18 protein-coding genes, 1 tRNA gene and 1 pseudogene are annotated in these 18,647 nt (G+C 45.4%); 4 read left to right on the top strand and 16 right to left on the bottom strand.

Annotated features, from left to right (window positions below):
- Positions 1-23: 23 nt before the first annotated feature.
- Both nusA and rimP read right to left on the bottom strand, forming a co-directional pair.
- Positions 24-1,496, bottom strand: a complete 1,473-nt coding sequence (nusA, locus tag MRK00_13220; GenBank protein MDR4518332.1) for a transcription termination factor NusA — start codon at positions 1,494-1,496, stop codon at positions 24-26.
- A 26-nt stretch (positions 1,497-1,522) separates the two neighbouring features.
- On the bottom strand, positions 1,523-1,951 hold the full coding sequence (gene rimP / locus MRK00_13215) for a ribosome maturation factor RimP (GenBank protein MDR4518331.1): 429 nt from the start codon (positions 1,949-1,951) through the stop codon (positions 1,523-1,525).
- Positions 1,952-2,233: 282 nt separating this feature from the next.
- On the opposite strand from rimP, the gene creA reads away from it, so the two are divergent.
- The gene (gene creA, locus MRK00_13210) at positions 2,234-2,743 is read left to right on the top strand and encodes a protein CreA (GenBank protein ID MDR4518330.1); all 510 of its coding nucleotides are present in this window, start codon (positions 2,234-2,236) and stop codon (positions 2,741-2,743) included.
- A gap of 160 nt (positions 2,744-2,903) precedes the next feature.
- Positions 2,904-2,980, top strand: a tRNA-Met gene (locus tag MRK00_13205).
- On the opposite strand, the gene MRK00_13200 is transcribed toward MRK00_13205, so the two are convergent.
- The 4 genes from MRK00_13200 to MRK00_13185 form a co-directional block, all read right to left on the bottom strand.
- Entirely contained in the window at positions 2,937-3,797 is an 861-nt protein-coding gene (locus MRK00_13200; protein MDR4518329.1) for a zinc ribbon domain-containing protein, read from the bottom strand. The genes MRK00_13205 and MRK00_13200 overlap by 44 nt on opposite strands.
- Before the next feature lie 624 nt (positions 3,798-4,421).
- On the bottom strand, positions 4,422-5,534 hold the full coding sequence (locus MRK00_13195) for a Fic family protein (GenBank protein MDR4518328.1): 1,113 nt from the start codon (positions 5,532-5,534) through the stop codon (positions 4,422-4,424).
- 116 nt (positions 5,535-5,650) lie between these two features.
- Positions 5,651-6,913: a type II toxin-antitoxin system HipA family toxin gene (locus MRK00_13190; protein ID MDR4518327.1), complete on the bottom strand. Its 1,263-nt coding sequence runs from the start codon at positions 6,911-6,913 to the stop codon at positions 5,651-5,653.
- Entirely contained in the window at positions 6,903-7,241 is a 339-nt protein-coding gene (locus MRK00_13185; GenBank protein ID MDR4518326.1) for a helix-turn-helix domain-containing protein, read from the bottom strand. The genes MRK00_13190 and MRK00_13185 overlap by 11 nt, the downstream gene beginning before the upstream one ends.
- Positions 7,242-7,592: 351 nt before the next feature.
- Here MRK00_13185 and MRK00_13180 point away from each other — a divergent pair, with 351 nt between their 5' ends.
- Both MRK00_13180 and MRK00_13175 read left to right on the top strand, forming a co-directional pair.
- Complete coding sequence (locus MRK00_13180) at positions 7,593-8,282, top strand: metallophosphoesterase (GenBank protein ID MDR4518325.1); 690 nt, start codon at positions 7,593-7,595, stop codon at positions 8,280-8,282.
- Between the two features lie 24 nt (positions 8,283-8,306).
- A complete protein-coding gene (locus MRK00_13175) occupies positions 8,307-8,681 on the top strand; it encodes an STAS/SEC14 domain-containing protein (protein ID MDR4518324.1) in 375 nt (124 codons plus the stop codon).
- A gap of 148 nt (positions 8,682-8,829) precedes the next feature.
- Here MRK00_13175 and MRK00_13170 read toward each other — a convergent pair whose 3' ends face one another.
- The 10 genes and pseudogenes from MRK00_13170 to MRK00_13125 all read right to left on the bottom strand — a co-directional run bounded on the left by MRK00_13170 (position 8,830) and on the right by MRK00_13125 (position 18,255).
- The gene (locus tag MRK00_13170) at positions 8,830-9,072 is read right to left on the bottom strand and encodes an antirestriction protein ArdA (GenBank protein MDR4518323.1); all 243 of its coding nucleotides are present in this window, start codon (positions 9,070-9,072) and stop codon (positions 8,830-8,832) included.
- A 46-nt stretch (positions 9,073-9,118) separates the two neighbouring features.
- A pseudogene (locus MRK00_13165) lies at positions 9,119-9,709 on the bottom strand (IS66 family transposase).
- Positions 9,696-9,866 (bottom strand): hypothetical protein, encoded by a 171-nt coding sequence (locus MRK00_13160; GenBank protein ID MDR4518322.1) that lies wholly within the window; start codon positions 9,864-9,866, stop codon positions 9,696-9,698. The pseudogene MRK00_13165 and the gene MRK00_13160 overlap by 14 nt, the downstream one beginning before the upstream one ends.
- A gap of 469 nt (positions 9,867-10,335) precedes the next feature.
- The gene (rpsT, locus tag MRK00_13155; GenBank protein ID MDR4518321.1) at positions 10,336-10,599 is read right to left on the bottom strand and encodes a 30S ribosomal protein S20; all 264 of its coding nucleotides are present in this window, start codon (positions 10,597-10,599) and stop codon (positions 10,336-10,338) included.
- A 258-nt stretch (positions 10,600-10,857) separates the two neighbouring features.
- Positions 10,858-12,246 (bottom strand): replicative DNA helicase, encoded by a 1,389-nt coding sequence (gene dnaB / locus MRK00_13150; GenBank protein MDR4518320.1) that lies wholly within the window; start codon positions 12,244-12,246, stop codon positions 10,858-10,860.
- A 379-nt stretch (positions 12,247-12,625) separates the two neighbouring features.
- Positions 12,626-14,782 (bottom strand): FAD-dependent oxidoreductase, encoded by a 2,157-nt coding sequence (locus MRK00_13145; protein MDR4518319.1) that lies wholly within the window; start codon positions 14,780-14,782, stop codon positions 12,626-12,628.
- Between the two features lie 13 nt (positions 14,783-14,795).
- On the bottom strand, positions 14,796-15,758 hold the full coding sequence (locus MRK00_13140; protein MDR4518318.1) for a radical SAM protein: 963 nt from the start codon (positions 15,756-15,758) through the stop codon (positions 14,796-14,798).
- Positions 15,755-16,801, bottom strand: coding sequence for a methyltransferase domain-containing protein (locus MRK00_13135; GenBank protein ID MDR4518317.1), 1,047 nt, complete (start codon positions 16,799-16,801; stop codon positions 15,755-15,757). Before MRK00_13135 ends, MRK00_13140 begins: the two co-directional genes overlap by 4 nt.
- Positions 16,802-16,853: 52 nt before the next feature.
- Positions 16,854-17,549, bottom strand: a complete 696-nt coding sequence (locus MRK00_13130; GenBank protein ID MDR4518316.1) for a TIGR04283 family arsenosugar biosynthesis glycosyltransferase — start codon at positions 17,547-17,549, stop codon at positions 16,854-16,856.
- A complete protein-coding gene (locus MRK00_13125) occupies positions 17,542-18,255 on the bottom strand; it encodes a DUF2064 domain-containing protein (protein ID MDR4518315.1) in 714 nt (237 codons plus the stop codon). Before MRK00_13125 ends, MRK00_13130 begins: the two co-directional genes overlap by 8 nt.
- Between the last annotated feature and the right edge of the window lie 392 nt (positions 18,256-18,647).

The following is an 18,647-nucleotide window of genomic DNA, read 5'->3' as shown; positions in this document are numbered from 1 at the left end:
TTATCTGTACGTCAATCAATACGCTATACAAACCATGGTTCACGTGCTTTTATGATCAATTTATTTGCACGTTCAATATCCATTCCGGTCAATTCCACAAGATCATCCGCGGCAAGATCAGCCAAATCGGTCAGACTATAGATACCCTTCGATGCTAATATACGCACCGTTTCAATGTCCATGCCTTCCAGAGACAGCAAATCCTCTGCTACATTTTCAACCTTTTCTTCATTGGCAATCGCATCTGTTAATAATGCGTTGCGCGCACGCTCACGGATTTCATTGACTGATTCCTCATCCAAGGATTCAATCTCAAGCATTTCAATTATAGGAACGTAAGCAACTTCCTCGAGTGTAGCAAATCCTTCTTGCACTAATATTTCAGCGATCTCCTGATCGACATCCAGTTTGTCCATAAACAGCTGCATAATGAGTATGGCTTCCTGCTCATGTTTGGTTTGCGATTCTTCCTCGGTCATAATATTGAGATCCCAACCGGTTAATTCAGACGCCAACCGTACGTTTTGACCACCGCGCCCAATCGCTTGTGCAAGATTGTCTTCATCAACAACAATTTCCATACTGTGCTTTTCTTCATCAACCATGATACTACTTATCTCGGCTGGCGCCAGCGCATTGACAATATAAGTTGCCGGATCTTCAGACCATTGAATAATATCAACCCGCTCCCCGGCTAATTCACTGATAACCGACTGTACACGAGATCCGCGCATTCCCACGCATGTTCCAATTGGATCAACACGTTGATCATTTGATTTTACGGCAATCTTTGCACGCGAACCGGGATCTCTCGCAGCCGCTTTAATTTCCAGGATACCTTCTTCAATTTCTGGCACTTCGAGTTCAAACAACTTCACTAAGAATCCAGATGAAATACGTGACAATTTCAGTTGCGGACCTCGAGCTGCACGATCAACTTTGTATAAATATGCACGTACACGGTCACCTATACGAAGATTTTCTTTGGGAATCATTTGATCACGCGGCAACTCGGCTTCAATTCGTCCTGATTCCACGATCACATTACCCCGCTCTATTCGCTTTACCGTTCCGTTTACCAAGTAATCGCCACGTTCAAGAAAATCATTGAGTGTCTGCTCACGCTCTGCATCGCGTATCTTTTGAAAAATCACTTGTTTGGCGGCTTGTGCGCCAATTCGTCCAAATTCGATGGGCTCCAGCGGTTGTTCAATGAAGTCACCGAGCTGAATATCAGGATTACTTTTTTTGGCTTCGGCAAATGAAATTTGACGTGATGACTCATCTACAGTCTCATCCTCCACCACTAGCCATCGGCGATAGGATTCATAATCCCCCGATTCCCTATCAATAGAAACCCTTGTATCAACATCTTCGTGAAATCTTTTTTTTGTTGCAGAAGATAATGCCATTTCTAATGCTGTAAAAACAATTTCCTTTTCCACAGCTTTTTCACGCGCCAACGCATCAACCAACAATAAAATCTCGCGGCTCATAGTCCTCCAGTCAAATTTTTAATTGCTTACAATTTTGGTACCAAACGAGCCTTTCCAATATTGCGCATATCAAGGTCAAACAATTTTCCTTCGACTTCAAGTTTTAAAATGCCATCATTAACTTCCCGCAAAACTCCCACAAAATTTCTTTGTCCCTCAAATGGAACTCGCAGTTTCAATTTTATCATTTCCCCCGCGAAACGGAGGAAATCGCTTTCCTTTCTTAAAGGCCTATCTAATCCAGGCGAAGATACTTCAAGCCGGCCATAATCGATATTCTCAGCGGTCAGCAATCGACTCAAATGGTTACTGATTGCGACACAATCGTCAATCGTAATGCCGCCTTCTTTATCAACAAATACTCTTATCAATTTGCCGCGCGACAATTGCTCAATTTCAACCAACTCATACCCCAATCCGGTCAGAGTCAATTCTAGCAATTTTTCAAGCACCATAGCCTCAACACAAATAAAAAATGGGCTGAAAAAGCCCATCAAATTCGCATGGATTTTATCAAATATTTAAAAAATATGAAATATCTAATAGTTATTTAGTTGCAATATAAGCAGTGTCAACATAAAATTTTCAAATAATAACCATATGGAACATTATACATCTTAATGGTGTAACAATCCCGAATACCGCTCAGACCGAATAAAACCATGGAATTATCAATTTTTAGATATCTACCCGCTAGAAGTTTTTATTATCAATAATATAACAGGAACAAACAAACCATGAATAGTACAATCAGAATTTCGACAAGAGAGTTTCTTTTCAGTGCAATTATCATTGCAAACGCTGTCTTGCTTTTCCTCTTATCAACACCCTTACATGCAGAACAAATCGGCAGCGTCTCCACTAAATTCAAGCTTCTTGGCGCTAATGACAAAATAGTTATAGAAGCATTTGATGACCCCGACATTAAAGGCGCAACCTGCTACCTCAGCAGAGCAAAAACTGGTGGCGTTAGTGGTGTTGTGGGCATTGCCGAGGACACATCCGATGCTTCCATAGCATGCAGGCAAATTGGTCCGATTACGCTGCCTGCAGAAGTAAAAAATGGCGATGCTGATGGCGACGAAGTCTTTAAAAAAAGCACATCTTTATTATTCAAGTCCCTACAAGTTGTTCGTTTTTACGACCCCAAAAGAAATGTTCTGATTTATCTGACTTATAGTGATCGCATTATCGAAGGTTCTCCTAAAAACAGTATCTCAACCATACCTATAATGCCTTGGCGATAAAAAATCAATCAAGCGCACAACAGTCTATTTGAGAGATAGGGATACATACGAACAGGCACAACAAGGAACCCTGGATCGATCTAGAATCCATTTGCCCACAATTTATCAACGCACTTCAACAATAATGGCGCAATTTGATATATAATGTTCGACTAACAGACGCGGGGTGGAGCAGTCTGGCAGCTCGTCGGGCTCATAACCCGAAGGTCGTAGGTTCAAATCCTGCCCCCGCAACCAGCTTATCCTGCCTCATAATCATAGGGTTATGAGGATTTCCAGGAAGCCTTGATTTACGGGACTTTTCATTATTCTCGCAAACAGCATTACCCTTGACTGGCAAATTGCCTTCCGAAGAAGATTCACCAGCACAAGAATCATCCTGCCAACCAATTTTTTGATCATCTGATTCGGTCATCATTTTGACTTGCTGCAACAAAGGATCGTTTTCGTTGATTCTTTGCTGCTTTTCTGCTGAAACAGTTAATATTCCAGCCAGGTCGCCATGCAAATCAATGGCGTATTCATTCCTGTCCGCTTTTGGTGTAAGGACAATCTTGTTAATCAGGCTTCTGAGCAGTTCGGCTGCCTCTGATCTGGTTTCTTTTGTATTCAGTGACTCGCGCAGCGCATTAACCTCTTCCTGATAGCGTAGAGACATATTGGGGTGCAACAGCACCGGTGCCTCCTCTTTACCTTCCAGAAAGCACTCCAGTGCCTCACGACGCTCTACGATCTTGAGCATCGGCCCTTTAATCTCAGAACCAGGAACACCATCTTTGATGGCCTGAATGAGTTTTTCTTTCTCAACTTCCAGCTTGGCCAATTCCTTTTTGCTACGATCAATCGCTGCATTTCGTGTTCTGCGCAATTCATTAATGTGTTTTGTGTACTCTTCACAAAACACCTTCACTAATTCAGGGGTCATCAAATAATGTTGGAGCGCTTCCAGAATGGTGTGCTCCAGATTTTCTTGTTTGATTGTTAGCCTGTTGCTACACGTTCCCTTATTGCGTGAAGTTGAACAACCATATCGGTCAGCGGATACTTTACTCATGCCGCCACCGCAACAACCGCACGTCAGAAGATAGGAAAACAAATTCTGAGGGCGTTGTTTCGCCCAGAATTGCGGTTCATCATCCAATGCTTTCTGCCGTACTTTGGCGCTCTCCCATAAATCCTGGTCAATAATGCGCAAATGCGGCACTTCCGTAATGATTCTGTCTTTTTCTGGATTAGGTCTGGCAATACGTTTGCCGGTATCCGGGTCTTTGATAAAGCGCTGCCGGTTCCAAACCAACTAAAGTTCGTTATTGATTATGCCTGTGCCACGTCTTCTGTTGCCGTAGATTGTGCTTGCACCCCATGCTTTGCCCGAAGGGCATGCAATACTAAGAAAAGCTGTGTGGAATTCCTTCTGGTTGACCTGATAAACAACCTGCATTTTCTGGCAGAAGACGGAGAAAAGCTGCGTGAAAATGTTAAAAAAAAGCATTGGGCATGGATAAGAAGAAATTAAAGAAGATGGTTTTCAGCTATGCCGGAGCGCGTACAAAAAACTTCTTTGAAGAGGTGCTTCACGGCATCGGTGAGGGCCATGAATCATGAGCCTGGGATTTGAATCACACTGAAGTGTGTTAGTTGAGACTTAATCTAACGGTTATGGGTTATTCGCAACTGATCATTTTAATTCCTCAGCCTTTGCTAGACGGTAACTCGTGCTGCGCCCACCACCCGGATTCTGAATGAAAACCCCTCTGTCCACCAGATCGCGAATATCGCGTAAAGCCGTATCATTCGAGCATTTCGCCAGCTTTGCGTATTTCGACGTATTCATGTGTCCTTTGAAATCTTCCAACATTTTATTCAGGATCAAGCGCTGGCGCTCATTAATGGGACGTGTGCTCAGGAAATGCCAGAATTCGGCTTTATACAATACGGCCGCTAATGTTTTATCTGCACCGCTAATTGCGTGTTCAAGGCTTTCCAGGAACCATAACAACCATGGCGTAATATCGACATCGCTACGTTGCTGGCACTCCAGCTGTCTATAATATTCTTTGCGCTCTGCTTCAATCTGTGCCGACATGGAATAAAAACGATCTTTAATACCATCTGCTCGTGCCAGCATCATATCGGCAATTGCGCGTGCGATACGTCCGTTGCCGTCTTCAAATGGATGAATGGTGACGAACCACAGATGCGCAACCCCGGCCTTAAGAACCGGATCGATCTTTCGGTTATGTTCCAGCCAACTCAAGAACTGTTTCATTTCCTGATCCAGTTTTATTGCGGGCGGCGCTTCAAAATGAATTTTTTCGCGCCCCATGGGACCAGAAATAACTTGCATTGGTCCGGCCTCTTCAGGTCGCCAGGCACCAACCGTGATTTTATGCATACCACTGCGCCCAGTTGGGAAGAGTGTGGCATGCCAGTCAAAGAGTCGTTCAGCCGTTAAAGGTTTTTGAAAATTCTGTGTAGCATCCAGCATCATTTCGACGATACCTTCTACGTCGCGACTTGCCGATATCATACCGCCGATATCAAGCCCCAGCCGACGTGCGATAGATGAACGAACTTCCTCGGGATTGAGTGTTTTACCTTCGATAGCGGAAGTAGTCAGCACGTCTGTCGTTAACGTATTAAGACTGGCCTCTTGTTTGAGATCAAAGCCCAGTCCTTCCATCCGTCCAAGCAGTTTTCCTTGTTTATGCCGAGCGGTTATGAGGGATTGTGCCAGAGATTCCTGATTCCAGGTAAAATTTGGCCAGTCTTTATTTTCGTAAATCCACATCGCTAATTACCGCATATTTTAAGGTGATTGTAGCCTGCATTCACTGCATAAGCAAGAATAATAACCGCATAGTTTGCGGTGAATAGATGCGTTAATCACCGCAAATCATATTTTCTTCAGGACACTGCGGTTGAAAAAGGATTTAAAAACTGCCGTCCCCAGAGCAGGTTTCTATCTACTTTGCTGAGTGTAGCTTCCTCGCATACACTATTCCAGTGTTGCTCAATTGCAGCGGTTAATTTCTCAAGAATTTCATGCGCCTGGGCTTCAGATAGCAAGAAATTATGAGCGGTTGCCAAGCAAGTTTTGAGCTGACTCAGATTATTGTTGCCGGATATAAGCATGGCCTGTGAGGCTTCGTTGCCGGTACGGCCCTGTGGGCAAATATCATAAGCCGGTGTTAGCGTGAGCGCCTTGCCATTCCAGAATGCGGCATGATTACGCGCATGATCATCTGTATTGCCGCAAAGAATATTAAAAACCAGCCGGGAAAACAGTTCCTCAAGCGTGGATTTGGGATTGGTAAAATGGTGGCGGATGATTTCTGCCAGCGTTTCGTAACTGGCGTAACGCGCCATCATGTCGTCAAGGCCCAGTAATGTCAGCGCAGAAACCATGGCTTTACGTAACCAGCCTTGCGCTTTTTGTGTCCTGTCAAATCGCTCGATCAGCAGCACATCTTTATTGGCGACCTTTATAAGCTTTACAGGCGCAACATTCAAACCCGCCAGTGCAGCCAGACGCATGGCAATAAACTCAGCCTTAACGACACTATAGAGATCAGCGCTAGAAGAAAATTTGGCGATATATTTTTTACCTTGGTTTTGAATCAAGGCTTTGGGGCGTGCTCCACCGATAGAACTGCCATGAAAAAGCGCCTGATCGAGTTCCGGCGTAAGCGGCACGCCTTTTTCAACACGCTCGGCAGATTCAATTAATTCTTCCATGCTTACGTTGTTCGCGAAGCGGGGCACATATTCCGTTGGTGAGCGCTGAAAATCCAGTGCGCCAATACGATCAGAGCCGGATTCCAACAGATAGGTGAGTTCATCCAACTCAGCTGTATCTGTGCCCGCACCTTTAAGGCCCAGTTTTTTGTTGATAATCACGCGCCGCCCCCAGGCGTCAGGCGCAGCATCCCGAATACAACCGGGCATGCTCAAGCCCTCCGACAAGGGCAAGACGCCAGGCTTTAAAGGCAGCTCCGGCTCATAAATTGCAATCGCCGGTTTTTTATCGCGTACCCGTTCCAGATAGCTTTTACCGTAGTTGAAAAGAATATGACTGTTATCGGCTTCAAGCCGACCTGCTACAACGGGTTCAGTCTCACCCGGCAACCATATCCAGACATAAGCTTCTTTGTCGTGATCAGAACTCATCATGGACTACTCTGGGTTTCTTACGCACAGATTTCGGCAACAGCGCCAACTTGTCCTCAGTTTGGCGGATATGCTTGCGCAGGGTGGATTCATCAGTATCGAATAACTTAACACCGACGATGGTGGCAACTTCGAACACCACACCAATCTCGCATTTAAGATCACCTTTCTCGATACGTTGCAGCAAGCCTCTGGAAATACCCGTGCGATCTGCAACTTCCTGCGCAGTTAGTTTATGTTCTTTACGGGCAGCGCGGATCAGCCCGCCGAGGAGCGAGCATGCTTCATGAGTATATCTTGAATAGGTTCGTGTAATAGACTTTGGCATTACTTTATCTTTGATCCATATATAAACCATAAACACTTTTTATGACCCTCATATAAGCCAAACTATCAAAAATCCAGCATTCCGTCAAGACAATAATGATCTATATATAGATTGCAATATGATATTATGGCTTATATGTAGATCATAACTTGCGCCTCGTAGAATAATTGTCGACACAGCCAAAATTCTAAAGCCGCAAGAAATTTTTTTTTATAAATTAGAAAACATACTTTTATATTTTCAAGAATTCGTAGCCAGCAATTATAGAAAGCAAAAGACAATGAAAATTATCAGCTACAGCGATTTGCATCTGGAATTTAAGTCCGGCCGGAAAATATTGACGCCGATTTAATGATTTTGGCAGGCGATATCATCACGTTTCAGAATTATTCTCTGCTGACCGAATTTCTTACAGGCTGGGAAAAGCCCGTTCTGTATATTGCAGGCAACCACGAATATTACACCCGAACGCCAAAAGACAAAGAAGAGAACGCTTTCAAAAAGTGGCTGGTTTCCAGCCATCCGAATGTAACATTTCTGCGTGATGAACCTACCTGCATAGATGGCATTCATTTTTTCGGTGGTACGATGTGGACGGACTTTGATGGTGGCAATGAACAGGCCATGAAGATTGCTGAATATCAGGTCAATGATTTCAAGTTGATCAGAAATTCAGATACCTCATCCTTCAAACCTGCGGATACGCTCGAGCTTCATGGACGGTACGTCAAGGAACTCATGAAATGGTTTGAAGCTGATCTGGCCGGGCCGCGCGTGGTCATTAGTCATCATGCGCCCGTGAATAATCCTGATACGAAGTTTACAGACAGCCCTTTAACACCGGCTTTTACTTCGCTGGATATGCTGGAGCTTATCAAAAAATACCAGCCAGCACTTTGGGTTTATGGGCATACGCATGAAAGCGATGATCAAATGATCGGCAACACGCGGGTTATTTCAAACCAGCTTGGCTATCCCAGTTATTTCGGTGGATTCGATTGCGCTGGCTTCGATGAAAAAGGTAAGCTAGTCGATGTTTAAAATGGTAACCAAAAGGAGAGAACAATGACGATGACATTCAAGGGCATTGAGCTTGTAGAAGAAGGAAAATTTGTTCACCTCACGATTACAGGCAAGCTGGAAAAAGAAGATTACGATATCTTCGTGCCGGAGATTGACCAGCAGATTGAGCAATATGGCAAGGTCAATATGCTTGTGGAGTTAGTTGATTTTCATGGCTGGACAGCTGGAGCGGCTTGGGAAGATACCAAGTTTGGTGTGCGGCATTTCAATGATATCGAACGTTTGGCACTTGTTGGCGATAAAACCTGGGAAAAAGGCTTGGCCTATTTCTGTAAGGTTTTTACCTTAGCCAAGGTTCGATACTTTGATTTGAGCGAACGCGACAAAGCGGAAGCGTGGATAAGAGGCACTGAATAATATTCAGCGCATTAACAAAATTTCAGTGACAGGCCAGCCTGGAACATTATAAACAGCCGCCGAAAGCCAACGGGTTTCGGCGGCGCGATTTTTTAGCCCCTCAAACAAAAAAAGCGCTGCCAGCTTCAAGCCGACAACGCCCCAGTTTTTAATGATTCCAGAAAATATGAACTTCTTCGTAACTGGTTTCTATGGTGAAGATATCACCGCTTAATTCCATATCCCGGCCCATACGTTCATAGTCGATATAGTAAGCCAGGCTCTCCGGAATCTGTGTGGTCTCTTCGGTCAATTCTTCCGCAAAATCGGCTAGCGATTTATAACAGCCGCAATAATTTTTTTCTGCTGCCGTTCTGGCTTCCTCTATATTACCGCCAAAATTATTCAGCAATTCCCCGCCAAAATCCGGGTATTCCGTATGCGCCCAGTACGTCCGTCTAGAATTTTTCTTGATTAAATGCTTCGATAAATTCCGGTGCGAGTGGCAATAATTCATCGATACGGCTGTTAGGCCAGGTTGGAAGTTTTGTAAGTGTATCTTTTAGCCATGCGGCCGGGTCAATGCCGTTGAGTTGCGCAGTGCCGAGCAGGGTTTGTATGGCGGCGGCACGTTGACCGGCACGTTCAGAACCGACAAAGAGCCAGTTTTTCTTGCCGACAGCTATAGGACGAATGATATTTTCCACCGGGTTGTTGTCGATCGGCAGGTGACCGGTGTGTGCGTAGCGTACCAGAGCAGGCCAGCGTTTGAGTGTGTAGTCGAGCGCTTTGGCGGATGCGCCGCCGTTGGCGGTTTGCATGCGAGTTTGCATCAGCCAGTCATGTAATGCATCGAGTACCGGCAGGCTCTTTTGTTTTCGCAGGTGTTGACGTGTTTCGATGGTCAGTTGTTTGCCTTCTGCCTCGATTGCGTACAGTTCGCCGATACGCTGCAATGCTTCAAATGCCATTGGGCTGTTATTGGCCTGATGCAGGTCGAAGAATTTGCGCCTGGCGTGTGCCCAGCATGCCAGTTCAATACATACATTTAGGACAAGCTGGTTTTTCATCCGAACTACGTTCGATCAATGCTATAACTTCATCAACATCCTTTTTTCCTTCCAAACTTTTTCGCAGTTTGTCTCGCTGATTACGGTTCATGCGTTCTATTGATTTTAGCCAAACTTTAAATTCCGTTGTTTTCATTATGCGCACCTCTATTTCTATATCTCAATGCACATTGGACAACCAATTCAATAATTAATTGTTACATAGCCGTTATTTATCTAGCGCATACAATGAAGCACTAAACTCTATCAATTTGATTTTTATGGATTTAGTGAGTTTGCCAAGGACATGTCAAGACGCACCTTGCAAAAACAGTTTCTATTGCTCAAAGACTTAATAGATACAGGGGCATAAGGGGCGTAACGAGATTACACAGTCCAAGCACAACACTTGGACGCGTGCTGACAAGTTCACCCTGCGGGCGTTACCTTGATACCCTGCAATTGCGTCAGTACTTAAAAAGGGAACAACCTTTTCAGGGTACGACATCTTGTTGCATATCACCATGGTAACGCTGTATCCAACACGATAAGATGACTATAAGATGATGGATGACGCTATATATTGGAAACGTATTTCCAGTTAATAAGATGATTGCGCTTTTAAATCAGGCCATTGCTTTTATGGCTGCTGACAAGCGGCTTTTCTGTCTTGCAGCTTTGTTTTTATGAATAATCCCTTTGTCAGCGATTGAATCTACAGTACTGACTGTTTGATTAAAAACAGACTGTGCTTCTTGTTTATCTCCTGCATCAATCGCTTTTCTAACATGTTTAATCGCCGTACGAAGTCTTGATCGCAGACTGACATTATGTTCACGACGCTTAATTGACTGTCTTGCTCTTTTTCTTGCTTGTGCACTATTGGCCATAAAAATCCTTGATTCCTTTTTCCTTAAAAGAACATTAAAAAATTAAAAACAAAATTAGATGAGTACCTTAAAAAACAAATGAAAACCAGAGATTTTACTTTTTTCTATCGATGAATGCAATTCAATGTTTTGATACCGTAGGAACGACCGAAAAAAACTATGAATATTTATAGTTCACTACAGACATTTAAGTTTATCGATTAGTACCAGTAATTGCTTCAAATTCTAAACAAACCAGAAATTTTAATTGATAGCATGTCAATAATATTCCATTCTCGCATAGCTCTCAAAACGGGTAAATTCACCAAGAAAAGTTAAATTCACTTTACCAATCGGGCCATTTCGCTGTTTGCCGATGATAATCTCGGCCATACCTTTGTCTTGTGTCTCCGGGTTATATACTTCGTCACGATAAATAAACAGAATCACATCGGCATCCTGTTCAATGGCGCCCGATTCGCGCAGATCAGACATTACCGGGCGTTTATTCGGTCGCTGCTCAAGACTGCGGTTGAGTTGTGATAATGCGATTACAGGCACTTTCAACTCCTTCGCCAGGCTCTTTAAAGCCCGGGATATCTCCGATATTTCCGTTGCTCTGTTTTCTCCAGGCATACTGGACGTCATCAATTGAAGATAATCCACCACAATTAACCCGAGTCCGCCATGTTGGCGATAAAGCCTCCGCGCTCTTGCTCTGACTTCCAGCGCAGTCAACGCCGCACTTTCATCGATATGAATGGGCGCATCATTGAGTTTACCTAATGCATGCGTTAGTTTTGGCCAGTCATCATCGTCCAGCCGGCCAGTACGAACTTTATGCTGATCCAACCGGCCAACAGAACCCAACATACGCATGGCCAATTGCGCTCCACCCATTTCCATACTGAAAACCGCAACCGGCTTCTCCAGCTCAAGTGCGACAAACTCCGCAATATTCAATGAAAATGCGGTTTTACCCATAGATGGCCTCCCAGCAACAATAATTAAATCTCCGGGTTGGAAACCGGACGTTTTCTGGTCAAGATCATGAAACCCTGAAGCAACACCTGTAACGTCGCTGGGATTATCCTGGCTATAGAGCATTTCTATGCGCTCAACAACCTCTTTTAGCAAAGGCTGAATATCTATGAAACCTTGCTTGCCGCGCGCACCGTCCTCAGCAATTTCAAATACCTTTGATTCCGCCCCATCGAGCAGTTCTGTCGCCGTACGCCCCGCAGGATTATAAGCGGATTCAGTAATCTGTACGCCAACCTGAGCAAGGTTTCGCATTATTGAACGCTCTCGAACGATCTCAGCGTAACGCTTGATATTGGCCGCGGAGGGCGTATTTTGTACAATGGCACCTATATATGAAAGTCCCCCTACTGTTTGCAATTCCGCAGACGATTCCAACGACTCGGCAACAGTTACAACATCAGCCGGTTTGTTCTGTTCAATCAACTTGCAGATATGATGATAGATTAACCGATGATCGTGTCGATAAAAATCTTCGTCAGTTATGATATCCGCAATCTTATCCCAGGCATGGTTATCCAGCATCAGCCCCCCCAGAACCGACTGCTCTGCTTCTATGGAATGTGGCGATGTTTTGAAGGTTTCGAGCGCCTCGCTGGCGCTGATACTAAGAGTTGATTGAGCCATAGATATCCAGCACAGGTACATAAAATTAGAGTATGAATTCTAACATCTACCGATTGAAAATAATAAAGAGAAAATAAATATTCAGCTCCCTCCGCACTTTCAACAAGCACACAGAAAATTTAACAAATATTTATACATCCATTTCCCCGTCCTGGGCAAATTGAAATAAAGAAGGGCGCCGCAAATTAAAAACCGCTCAGCAAGGCAAGAAACATCTCGCACCAAAAAATAAAATTGGTGCGAGATAATTGAAATATGGACCGGTTTTATTACGCTAATGGCAACACAAATGATTTACAACAACCGTTCACGTTTTTTTAACTGAACAGGCAGAATGTTTAAAATCAAGCGACTGTAGTCAAAAATCGTCTTTAACCCGCTAGTCGCTTTTCTCTCCGCGTCTTCTGGCGTGGAATTTCTCAATCCATTGCAGCAATTTTTGTGGCGCATGTGCGTGCTTCCATTCTCCTGCAGCGTATTTGTTGGCTTCGGGCCAGGTCGGGTAGGTATGGATGGTGCCCAGGATTTTGTTCAGACCCAATCCATGTTTCATCGCGAGCACATACTCCGCAAGCAAGTCGCTGGCATGTTTGCCGACGATAGTCACGCCAAGTATACGATCCTTACCCGGCACGGTTAATACCTTGACAAATCCCTGCGCAGCTTCATCGGCAATCGCGCGGTCAAGATCATCCAATCCATAGCGTGTTACTTCCACGGTAATGCCGCGCGTTTTGGCCTCATCTTCGGACAATCCTACGCGCGCGACTTCCGGGTCGGTGAAAGTACACCATGGAATAACAGAATAGTCGGCCTTAAAACGTTTAAAGTCTCCAAACAGTGCATTGACCGATGCATACCATGCTTGATGTGCAGCCGTATGGGTAAACTGGTACGGCCCGGCGACATCGCCGCAGGCATAAATATTGGGATAGAGTGTTTGCAACCAGGCGTTGGTTTCAATCGTGCGCCGTGACGTTACCGAAATACCCAGTTCTTCAAGGCCAAAGCCTTCTGTACGCGGCGCCCGGCCAACCGCACATAGCATGGCGTCAAAAGAAATGGTTTTTTCTCTGCCATCCGGTTCCTGTACGATTAACTGCTGGCCATGTCCATTGGACTCACTAGCGGCTTCGCAGCGTACGGCTTTTGTCCGCGTCAGAATCTGCACGCCGTCATCCGCTAACGCGGCTCTCACCAAGGCACGCGCATCTTCATCCTCGCGTTGCATTAAATCACCCATCTCGACCTGAGTCACCTGACAGCCGAGACGCGCAAAAGCCTGCGCCAGTTCACATCCGATCGGGCCGCCACCAAGCACCACGAGCCGTTCCGGACGTTCTGTCAATGACCAGATAGTATCGGACGTATAATAACGCACCGATTCCAGTCCAGGGATTTTCGGTACAGCCGGACTTGCTCCGGTGGCGATCACAATTGCGCGTGTTGTGAGTGTCTGACCGTTAACTGTTACTGTCCACGGCGAGGTAATGCGTGCCAGCCCTTCGATCACCTCCACACCCAGCTTGGTGTAGCGTTCAATAGAATCATGCGGCTCAACGGTTTTAACCACGCGATGCACACGCGCCATGACCTCAGCAAAATCGTAATCCACTCGGGTTTCAGTCATACCCAGCGAACCAGATTGCTGCGCCTGCTTTAAAAATCCGGCCGAGCGAATTAACGCTTTGGACGGCACACAGCCGTAATTAAGACAATCCCCACCCATTTTGTGGCCTTCAATCAATGTGACTTTCGCGCGCACCGCCGCAGCAATATATGCGGTGACCAGGCCCGCCGCACCGGCGCCGATCACAACCAGATTACGGTCAAATGTTTCCGGTTTTGGCCAGCGTGCATACAAGCGGCGGGTTTCAACCAGCCCAAGTCCCCAACGCGCCAGCCACGGAAAAATGGCCAGCAGTACAAATGAAATAATCAAGGCAGGCGATAAAATATCGGACAAACTGTTGATGGACGCTAATTGTGTGCCTGCATTAACATACACTGAACTGCCCGCAAACATACCAATCAGGCTCGCCCAGAAAAATGTACGACTGCTAATTCTGGTCAAGCCCATCAGAAGATTGATCAGAAAAAAAGGAAAAGCGGGAACCAGGCGCAATGAAAACAAATAAAACGCACCGTCTCGTTCAAGGCCATTGTTAATCGTTTCCAGGCGGTCGCCGAAACGGCTTTGTACGGTATCGCGTAAAATATAGCGCGCCACCCAGAATGCCAATGTCGCACCGATAGTCGCGGAAATCAGCACCACCGGCACACCCACCCATATGCCGAACATGGCACCACCCGCCAGCGTCATAACTGTTGCACCCGGCAGAGACAAGGCAGCCATGACAATATAAGTCACCGAATAAACACTGATAATGTAAATCGGCTCATTGTCGTACGCTTCTTTCAAGGCATCGTGACTGGCTTTAAGTGCATCCAGGCTGAAAAAGCGTTGCAAATCAAACGCAAAAAATAACACGATCAACAAAACAAGCGTACCGATCAGTAACTTACGTTTATTCACATTAAATATCCTTCTATTTCATTTCACTGCACGAAGCACCAAATTTGAAACAACTGTAGCACCGGTGATGTTTCATGCTGACGGGTATTTGCAGACTTTCTGTCAATGTTTCAGACAGGGCATAGTCGATATCATCATCGACCAGCGTACACGCATACACCCGGCACTGATTATTCTGTTTCACCACCATGCGGCTGAAAGCGCACATGAATTCCCGGCGCGACGATTCGCTCTGAAAATCAACCATGCAGCTTTGTGTAATTTGTGGTGCTGAGACGATTGTTTCGGGCGGGTAAAATTCCGGAAATTCAACGCGATGAAGATTTTCGGGCAATCCTGCATTCCTGAACACTTCAGCATAACGCTGAGCAATTTCATCCGGCATCATGTCCGGTATCAACTGACTGGCTACGGACAGAGAAAACCCCATTTTATGCAGCCTGCGCATGCCATCCACGGCACATGCGAACATGCCTTCACCGCGTCCCTTGTCATGCTCGGCGGCATCAAAATGATCCAGGCTAACACGAAAGTGCAGTTGGTGATCATGCTCCAGCAAGGATTCCAGTTGACCGGTTCGCTTAATCAATGGTTCTGTTGCATTGGTCAAGACCAGACAGGGTTGATACCGCAACGCATAATCCAGAATGGGCACAATATCTTTATTGATAAAAGGCTCACCGCCGGTGAATGAAAACTGCTTAACCCCGAGCGTCAGGGCTTCATCAATATATGGTTTGGCATCTTCAAAGCGCATCAGTTGCAGGCGATGATCACCGGGTTTGGATCCTTCGAGACAAAACGGACACGACAGGTTGCACGCTGTGCCTGTATGAAACCACAATTCATCCAGTGCATGAGCATGTATAAAACCGCGCGGATTGCCTTCCGAGGTCGCATACCACTCAGGTGATTTCTGCTGCTGTTTCTTCTGTTGTTTCAGCTGATCCACTGAAACATCAGTACCGATTTTCAACAACAGCCACCTTTTTGCTCACCGGTTGCACCGTCATCAAACGGAATACCCATACCACATCCCGGAAAAATACCGTAATGGCGGTCAAAATTACCAAAAAATTCAAAATGATCGATAAACCGCGTGTCATGCAACATGCGCCAGGTATTGCCACAAACGGTGAACTGCTTGCCGGTTTCGATAAAATGGTGCTTGTCCAGTACAAATGCATGCGGATGATACGGTATCGTGCCGCGATAAACCACCGATTGCCCATGATCTTCACACGCCAGTTCGAGTTCAGACAGCTTAAATAATCTGTAAGTCGCCGAATGAAAATGGATATTACCCGTTCTGGCCTGTAGCTGAGGATTAGCTATCGTTATCGGACGATCACCAACAAGGCGCGGATCAATAAATCCCTGCGCGCGTGCCAACGGCACAAAGTCATTCCAATACAATGCACCGCTTAAACATTCGCCATACAAAACAGGATCATTGGTCAATTCCTTCGGAATACGCCGGTCGCTGTAGACATCGGAAAAATAGAGTTCACCGCCTGGTTTCAATACCCGATAGGCTTCTCTCAGGACTGCCGCTTTATCCATCGCCAGATTTATCACACAGTTGGATACGATCACATCGATACTGTTATCGGCCAAATCGAGTTCATCAAGCTGCTCAATATAGCCGTGTAAAAATTGCACGTTGCCACGCTTGTAACCAAATGCTTGCTGATGAAATTTTTCATGCTTGCGCGCCACAATCAGCTGTTCTTCGGTCATGTCAACACCAATGACTCTTCCTTTCTCACCCACCAATTGCGACAGCAAATAAGCATCGCGCCCTGCACCACACCCGAGATCAAGTATCGTCAGGCCTTCCAACTGCTCGGGCAAAACCAGACCACAGCCATAATAACGTGTCAGCACTTCATCATGCACTTTAGACAACAATGGTTTGATATATTCAGGCAATCCTTCGTCCGTACAACAGGCATTTGTTTGCAGGTCGTGCGACCCGGACAGTATTTCACCATAATACTTCTGAACAGTTTCTTGCATAACCTTCCTTTAATCGATTAAAAACACAATCCGTGCAGTTTCATTTGCAGTGCTATTTAGCGGATGTTTTCATTACCTGATATCGTTGCGCCAGTATCTGGGGAGATACACCGCATGCAAACTTCAACGCCAATTCACGATTATTCCAGGTGCGTCGCCACCAACCGTCTTGCCGCCAGCGACGCGAACTGACAAATATCGGTTCGTTTAATGCAACAAATCTACCCATTTTTCGTGCGCCTTGCACCAGGGGAACTTCCTCAAACAGAGGCCATGGCGCATGGCCGCCTATCGCATGGTAGCGTTCTCGCAATATAAAAAACCCCTGATCGCCATAAGGCACGCCCACACCACACCGCAACATAATAGCCCATTCCAGAATATAGGCCGGCCAGTCAATTGGCGCATCAAAGCGGAACCTGAAAAAACCACCTATTGCGCCATTCTCGATCACACGCATCATGGACGCAAAAGCATTTAAGGATAATCGCACATCTGTATGCAAGAACCATAATACCTCGCCTTGGGCGTGAGCTGCACCCATTAATAATTGCTGACCTCGGCACGGTTGGCTGTTCAACCAACGCGCTTGATGGGTTTTACAAATACTGCTGCAGTATTTACTGCCCGCTCCATCTACAACAATAATTTCCATCGGCTTGTCAGGCATTCCTTGTAGTTGTTCCAACAAGCAACGCAGATTTTCTTCATCCTGGTAACAGGGAATCACTATACTGATTTTAAGCATGCCGGGTGTAATCGCTGTTATTCATGGCCAATGAAGCTTCACAGGCCAGCGTATGCAAAGCCCGGCGAGCGGGACGTCCGTCATCTTTGAGCGTGTGTATCAGTCTAAAAAAATCAGCCGATTCATCAATATCATAGTTTTCCTGCAAAATACTTACGGACCCCATTTCTGCTTTGCATTTATTCACCAAAGATACGCCCAGCTGGTCGGTACTCCACGGCAACATCGATAAATCCGGCCATGCACACCGATTCGCCATTAATACAACACCGCCGTCGACGGCTGGCACCAGCACTGCATTACTTTGATTCAAATACGCACGTACGGCTAGATAATCTTCATTTTTTAAACCGGGTGCATCACTGCCAATATAAACCAGCCGCTTTAATTTTTGTCTACGCAAGGTCAAATCCAATGCATTCAGACGCTGCCCCAGATTCCCACTGATTTGCGGCACGATCATAAAATTTCTACAACAACGACGTGCCTGAAGCCTCGCCCAATAACTGTCTTTCTGATTGGCTGGCGCCAGCACAACCAGGCCCGGCCAGTCAGCAGCATCTTCCACCGCACATTCAAATAATGCTTGAGCAATTTGAAGCGTCAGCTCAAGCCCAAATCGCGCCGCAAGCCGTTGTTTACCTGTGCCTAGTTCAGGCTTCTTGTGCACCAATACCAGCGTCGCATCCATTATTTTCCATGTCAACGATGTTATTTTAGAAGTTAGTGTCTGAACTGACTCTTGCATTGTACCGGATAGTCGCATTCCCCAAGAAAACCTTACAATTGCCGCAATTACCGATTCCAGTCACTATTTTGCTTTATTTCAATACAAAACGCATTAGGTTTTTGATATTCATAATACTTTTCATTTATTCCCAGAAACCGTCTAGATAATGTTTAACTTTTGATAAGCAGCGTTCACCCGTTCCATGTACGAAGATGTTACTTTTCAAGATATTTTTTTGACTTTTATCCCATTCTTCACATTTTTTTTATAAACTTATCCCTATAATGGGTATTATAAAAAAAAGCGATGAGAATTGAACAAGTGCATCAAAAATGCCCCTCCAGGATAAAAGCTTGAATATCTTATTT

Source organism: Nitrosomonas sp. (genome assembly GCA_031316255.1).
Classification (GTDB): domain Bacteria; phylum Pseudomonadota; class Gammaproteobacteria; order Burkholderiales; family Nitrosomonadaceae; genus Nitrosomonas.
Note: the sequence above shows the minus strand (reverse complement) of the source record. Positions and strands in the feature narration are given on the sequence as shown.